The organism is Roseateles sp. P5_B10, assembly GCF_056400485.1.
Window position 1 is genome coordinate 1 of sequence record NZ_JBFULE010000275.1, and the last position, 6236, is coordinate 6236.

The 6236-nt window shown below is 68.9% G+C and carries 6 protein-coding genes; 2 read left to right on the forward strand and 4 right to left on the reverse strand.

Features of this window, described 5'->3' with window-relative positions:
* The 3 genes from AC1DU6_RS16715 to AC1DU6_RS16725 form a co-directional block, all read right to left on the reverse strand.
* A partial coding sequence (locus AC1DU6_RS16715; RefSeq protein ID WP_477858415.1) for a ligand-binding sensor domain-containing protein occupies positions 1–1856 on the reverse strand: 1856 nt, incomplete at its 3' end.
* Positions 1857–2016: 160 nt separating this feature from the next.
* On the reverse strand, positions 2017–2793 hold the full coding sequence (gene cysE, locus AC1DU6_RS16720) for a serine O-acetyltransferase (protein ID WP_056196844.1): 777 nt from the start codon (positions 2791–2793) through the stop codon (positions 2017–2019).
* A gap of 40 nt (positions 2794–2833) precedes the next feature.
* Positions 2834–3571, reverse strand: coding sequence for an RNA methyltransferase (locus AC1DU6_RS16725; protein ID WP_082532618.1), 738 nt, complete (start codon positions 3569–3571; stop codon positions 2834–2836).
* 108 nt (positions 3572–3679) lie between these two features.
* Here AC1DU6_RS16725 and AC1DU6_RS16730 point away from each other — a divergent pair, with 108 nt between their 5' ends.
* Together AC1DU6_RS16730 and AC1DU6_RS16735 are read left to right on the forward strand one after the other, a co-directional pair.
* Positions 3680–4609, forward strand: a complete 930-nt coding sequence (locus tag AC1DU6_RS16730) for an inositol monophosphatase family protein (RefSeq protein WP_457390064.1) — start codon at positions 3680–3682, stop codon at positions 4607–4609.
* 226 nt (positions 4610–4835) lie between these two features.
* A complete protein-coding gene (locus AC1DU6_RS16735; RefSeq protein WP_056196838.1) occupies positions 4836–5150 on the forward strand; it encodes an energy transducer TonB in 315 nt (104 codons plus the stop codon).
* Between the two features lie 86 nt (positions 5151–5236).
* Here AC1DU6_RS16735 and AC1DU6_RS16740 read toward each other — a convergent pair.
* A partial coding sequence (locus tag AC1DU6_RS16740; RefSeq protein ID WP_477858418.1) for a porin occupies positions 5237–6236 on the reverse strand: 1000 nt, incomplete at its 5' end.

Genomic DNA, 6236 nt, shown 5'->3' on the forward strand with positions numbered 1-6236 from the left:
GTGCTGGCCCAGACCTGGCCCTGCAGGTCCGGCAGCAGCGCGTTGACAGTGCCGTCCGGCAGGCCCTGGGCAACGCCCACGCGCAGGATGGCTTCACCCTGGCCCGGCGCCGGCAGCACATCGATGCCGCCGCCATAGCTGCCCACCCAGAGCCGGCCTTCGGCATCCAGCATCAGCGCCGTGACGAAGCCGGCCGACAGGCCGCGCGCCAGCGTCGGGCCGGCCGGGTATTGCACGACACCACCGCTCAGGGGATCGACCCGGTTGAGGCCGTTGCGCGTTCCGACCCACAGCTCACCCACCGCGCCGCGGGCCAGCACCATGATGCGCTGGTCGGTCAAGCCCGGTGCCGGGAGGGTGACGGGCGCGGCGCTGCCGCTGGCAATGTCCAACCGCCACAGGCCGTCGAACTGGCCGCCTATCCACAGCGTGCCGCCATCGACCAGCAGGGCCCAGGTGGATGCGGCAGGGTTGCGGCCCGCCAGGCTCACGCGACGCAAATGGCGCCCATTCGCATCGCAGCGATAAAGACCGCGCTTGGTGGCGACGAAGACGCTGCCATCCGCCACGCGCGCCATGCCCAGCACGATGTCCGGCGGCAGCGCGGCCTCGGGCCGGCTCGCATCGGGCCGCAGTGCACCGGCGCGGGCACCGGTGGCGTCGAGGATGTCGATGCCGCTCTTGTGCGTGGCCAGCCACAGGCGGCCCTCGGGCATCGGCAGGATCCAGCTGATCTCGGCGCTGATGAAACGGGAGTCGAGTGCATCGCCAACCTCGGCGCTGGCGCCCAGGCGGGTCAGCACCCCGCCCTGGCGGGGGTCGTGGCGACTCAGGCCGCGGTTCGACGCAGCCCAGATCAGCCCGGACCGGTCGCGGTAGAGGGTGCGCAACGCGTTGTCCGCCAGGCTGACCGGCCAGGCCGGCACGTGGCGGATGCGCCGGCTGTCGCGCCGCTCGACGTCGACGGCCACGACACCCTGCCCCAGGGTCGCCACCCACATCTCCCCCGGCTGTGTCTCGAGCAGGCTGGTGATCTGGCTGTTGCCCAGCAGGTCCTCGTTCGCGGCGACGCCGGCCTCCCGCATTTCGACGGCTGGCGCCTCGCCGTTGTCGGCGAGCACGAAGACGCCATCGTGCTTGCCGCCGGCCCAGATGCGCCCGGCGCTGTCCTGGGCCAGGGCCTGGGGCTGGACGACGCGGCCCACCGCCAGTGGCACGGCCTGCAGCGGCGCGCCCGCGGCCGCGCGGCGGAACAGGCCCGCGGCGCTACCGATCCAGAGCTGGCCGCGGCGATCAAGCAGCAGGGTCCAGACCTGGGTGCCGGCACCGGCCGCCCAGCCGCCCACGGTGCTGGCACGCTCGATGCGCCCGCTGTCGGGATCCAGGTGGTCCAGGCCGCCGTCGGTCACGACCCACAGCCCACCCGCGCCGTCGTCGGCAATCTGCCGCACGCTGACATGGCTCAGGCCCGCGGCGCCACCGACCGGGATGGCGACGAAACGGTCCGTCGTCGGGTCATGCCGAAGCAGCCCTGCCGCGCTCGTGCCCACCCAGAGCCGCCCCTTGGCATCGCCATGCAAGGACTGCACATAGTTGTCCGGCAGGGCGCCGGGGCGCTGCGCATCGGCCTTGTAGACCTTGAAGTGGTAGCCGTCCCAGCGCGCCAGACCGCCGAGCGTGCCCACCCACAGAAAACCCTGGCCATCTTCGGCCACGGCCGTCGCGATGGCATTGGGCAAGCCCTGCTCCTGGCTGAGATGCTGGAAGCTGATGTCGGCGAGGCTGGACCAGCGCTTGGGCGCCGGTGCCGCAGTTGCCTCAGTCAGGCAGAGGGCCATGACCAGGCACAGCGCCATGCGCCAGCCAGTGGAAAGCCGCAGTCGTAACTCGCGCAGGAACACAGCAGGCCGACACAGGGCGGGCCATCGCGGCCCGGAACCGGCGATTCTCATTCACGCCGGGCCGGCCGGCGGCAAAGACGTGGCCGGCTGACGGTCTATTTCGCCAGCGCGGCCGCTACTTGACCAGCCGGTTCATCTGCGCCGCATCGAAGGCCTCGTCGCGCTGGGCGTCATCGGGCACGCAGTCACCGATCGGCCGGCCGGCCTGGGTCGACAACTTGCAGACCGCGCTCCAAAGCAGCGCGATCTGGTGCTCGTGGCCCGAGGCGCTGTCGATGAGGCCGCGCATGGCCATCGCGACCGGGTCGTCACCCTGGGTCACGCCATAGGCCGAGAAACCCATCTTGGCGGCCGCCTCCTCGCGGGCCTGTTCGCTGGCGGCCTCGATGATGCGCGCCGGGTTGCCCACGGCTGTCGCACCTGCCGGCACCGGCTTGGTGACGACGGCACCTGAGCCGATGCGCGCACCGGCGCCGACCGTGAAGCCGCCCAGCACGCTGGCATTGGCGCCGACGATGACGCCCGGGCCCAGGGTCGGATGGCGTTTGGCGCCTTTCACGAGCGAGGTGCCGCCGAGCGTGACGCCCTGGTAGATGGTGCAGCCCTCGCCGATCTCGGCCATCTCGCCAATGACGATGCCCATGCCATGGTCGATGAAGACCTTGCGGCCGATGCGCGCGCCGGGGTGGATCTCGATGCCCGTCAGAAAGCGGCTCCAGTGCGAGACCCAGCGCGCCAGCCACTTGAAGCCACGCTGCCAGAACCAGTGAGCACGGCGGTGGAACATCAGCGCATGCAGGCCCGGGTAACAGGTCAGCACCTCCCACGCCGACCGGGCGGCCGGGTCGCGTTCGAGGATCAGGGCGATGTCTTCGCGCAGGCGCTGGAACATGGTGCAGCCAGGGGAGAAAGGCAGGCCAGTTTAGGTGGGGCTACTTTGAGCCTGCTGGCACTACGGTCTTCTGCATCTGTCGCGCAATGCCGCGCAGGATGTGGATTTCCTCGTTCGTGAGCCCGGCGCGGTTGAAGAGCTGGTTCAGGCGGGGCATCAGCTTCTTGGGCGCCGCGGGGTCGAGGTAGTCGATGTGCACCAGCGCTGCCTGTAGATGATCCAGCAGGCCCTGCACGGCACGCGCGTCGGCCAGTTGCGGGTCAGGCGTGCGTGCCTGCACGCCGAAGCCGCCGAGGGCCTGGCGCAGGTCGTAGGCCAGCAACTGCACGGCCTGGGCAAGGTTGAGCGAGCCGTAGTCCGGATGGGTCGGGATGCTCAGCACCGCATGACAGCGGTAGACGTCCTCGTTGCTCATGCCGTAGCGCTCGGAGCCGAACACCAGCGCCAGGCGGGGCGCGGCCTCACGCGCGGCCAGCTCGCCGAACAGTGCACGTGGCTCACGCGTCGGCGGGCCAAAGTCGCGCGGCGTCATCGCGGTGGCGCAGGCGAAGTCCACGTCGTCCAGCGCCTCGGCCAGCGTGGGCACGACGCGGGCGCGTGCCAGGATGTCGGCCGCGCCGCTGGCCATGGCCACCGCCTCTTCGTGGCAGAGCACGTCGGCAAAGCGCGGCGCCACCAGCACCAGGTCCTGGAAACCCATCACCTTCATCGCCCGCGCCGTCGCGCCCACGTTGCCGGCGTGGCTGGTGTTGATGAGAACGAAGCGTGTGGATTCCACGGGTTTGTACGGAGGCTGCGGCTAGAATCGCGCGATTATCCGGGCCGCCTCCATGGGTCCCGCCGCTCTTTCCTCCCGTCAGCCCCTTCTTCCCAGCGAGTGCCACGCATGCTGCAAACGTCTCACCATCCCATGCTCAATGTCGCCATCAAGGCGGCGCGTGCGGCTGGCGCCATCATCAACCGCGCCTCGCTGGACCTCGAAGCTCTGCGCATCAACACCAAGAGCCCGAACGACTTCGTCACCGAGGTCGACCACGCCGCAGAAGGGGTGATCATCGAGACGCTGCTGGGCGCCTACCCGGACCACGGCATCCTCGCCGAAGAGTCGGGCCGCACCCACGGCGCCAAGCATTCCGAGTTCGTCTGGATCATCGATCCGCTGGACGGCACCACCAACTTCATCCACGGCCTGCCGATGTACTGCGTGTCCATCGCGCTGGCGCACCGCGGCGTCGTGCAGCAGGCCGTCGTCTACGACCCGACCCGCAACGACCTCTTCTACGCCAGCAAGGGCCGCGGCGCCTTCTGCAACGACCGCCGCCTGCGCGTGTCCAAGCGCACCCGCATGAGCGACGCGCTGATCGGCACCGGCTTCCCCTTCCGCCGTGGCGACAACTTCAAGCGCTACGTGAAGATGTTCGAAGAGGTCATGCAGCACTGCGCCGGCCTGCGCCGCCCGGGTGCCGCGGCGCTGGACCTCTGCTATGTCGCCGCCGGCTATTACGACGCCTTCTTCGAGACCGGCCTGCAGCCCTGGGACGTGGCGGCGGGCTCGCTCATCATCACGGAAGCCGGTGGCCTGATCGGCAACTTCACGGGTGAGGCCGACTTCCTGCACCAGCGTGAAGTGGTGGCCGGCAACCCCAAGATCTACGCGCAGCTGGTGACGATGCTGGCGCCCTACACCCGCGTCATCAAGGAAGAAGAGGCCGCAGCTCCCACGCTCAATGGTGATGCGGCGCCTGCGCCGGCCGAGCCGAAGAAGCGTGGCGCCGTGCGTATCAAGAAGGATGAAAGCGGCGACGCAGCGCCCTGATCAGCGCCACCCGCCCCCTTCGAAGCCCTCCTCGCGAGGGCTTTGTCATTTTCTGGCTGTGAAGGAATTGGCAGCAGCGGTGACCAAGGGCTAACCCGGTCATGCGTGCGTGATTTCTGCACGGCCGCACCCCTTACCCGTGGGGGGCGGGCTCGCCAGAATGCGTGCTGCAACGCGGCCAGAGCCGCTCTGTTCCCCCAATCAAACCGCCCGAAAGACGCTACTGATGTTTGCCCGCTCCGCTGTCGCTCTCGCCCTCGTCGCCGCTGCCTCCCTGGCCCACGCCGATGCCAAGGTTCTGAAGAAGGTCGCTCCCGAGTACCCCAATGAGGCCGTCAAGAAGAACATCAGCGCCGGYAGCGTGCGCGCCAAGATGACCATTGCCGGCGACGGCAAGGTCTCGGATGTCGCCATCGTCGAAGCCGAACCCAAGCGCGTGTTCGACCGTGCCGCCACCGAAGCCCTGAGCCAGTGGAAGTTCGAAGGCACCGGCGCCGCCCAGACCCACGAAGTCAAGCTGGTGTTCAAGTCGGAAGATTAATTAGACGCTTCGCTAGCCAAGCGCTTCGCTGAATCAACAAGGCCCGCGTTGCGGGCCTTGCTCTTTATGGGTGTTTCTTGCGCCGCTCAGAAGCTGTGGCGAACGCCGAGTTCGGTACCGCTGCAGTTGCCGCCCGGCACCGTCGTCGCCATGCCCACGTTGAAGCGCACGCCAGTGCCCTTGTTGTCGGCGCGGGCGGCGTTGCCATACAGCGCGGTGCGCTTGGACAGATCGTGCACATAGCCGAGCGCGATATGACTCGCGTCGCTGGCCACGCCCTTGGCGCTCAAGGTCGTGTAGGCAAAGCGGACTTCGCCCTGCGGGCCCACCTGCCACCGCGTGCCCACCATGCGCGCCGTCGTCTTCGTCGTGCCGACCTTGTTCTCGCCCCACAGTCCCATCAGCTTGACCGGGCCCAACTGCCAGGCCGCACCGACATTGCTCTGCTTGTAGTCGCCCGTCGCATAGCGGGTGCGCGTAGACGCGACCGCGGCGTTGAAGGCCTCGTTGCGCCAGCCGATGCGCATGCCCTGCAGCTGGCCGTCCCTTTGCGTCGGGCCATCACCCTGCTCGCCCAAGGCCAGCATCACGTGGGCATAGACACCGCCGAGGCCCGGCGGCAGGAAGTAGCCGATGGAGTTGGACGCCCGCGCATTGGTGCGCGGCGTCGTGCCATTGGCGGGCGCGGGATAGAACAACAGCCCCGAACTGGCGACGCCATTGGGGCCGAAGGGATGCATGGTCATCGTCAGGTTGATGAAGGACGGCACATAGTCGCGGCCCAGGCGCAGTTCGCCCCAGTCACCGGACAACTGCACCGTCGCGCGGCGCGCCCAGGTCAGGCCGCCGCTGATGGAGTCCTTGTTGTTGGTGCTCGTCGCACCGCTGCTGCCGTCGTCCACCAACAGGGCCGACTCCAGCCAGAAGCCAACCTTCAGCCCGCCGCCCAGATCCTCGCTGCCACGCACGCCGAGGCGGCTGGAGGCGTTGCCGTCGCTGGTGACCAGGTGGCGCTTGCCGACGCCGTCGGCCTTGAGCTGCTGTACGCCGATGTCCATCAGGCCAAAGAGCTGCACGCTCCCCGCC

Bases quoted from the DNA above. Each gene is read 5' to 3' on its own strand.
- AC1DU6_RS16730 (WP_457390064.1), top strand. From the start codon at position 3,680: ATGCTGCAAACGTCTCACCATCCCATGCTCAATGTCGCCATCAAGGCG.
- cysE (WP_056196844.1), bottom strand. From the start codon at position 2,793: ATGTTCCAGCGCCTGCGCGAAGACATCGCCCTGATCCTCGAACGCGAC.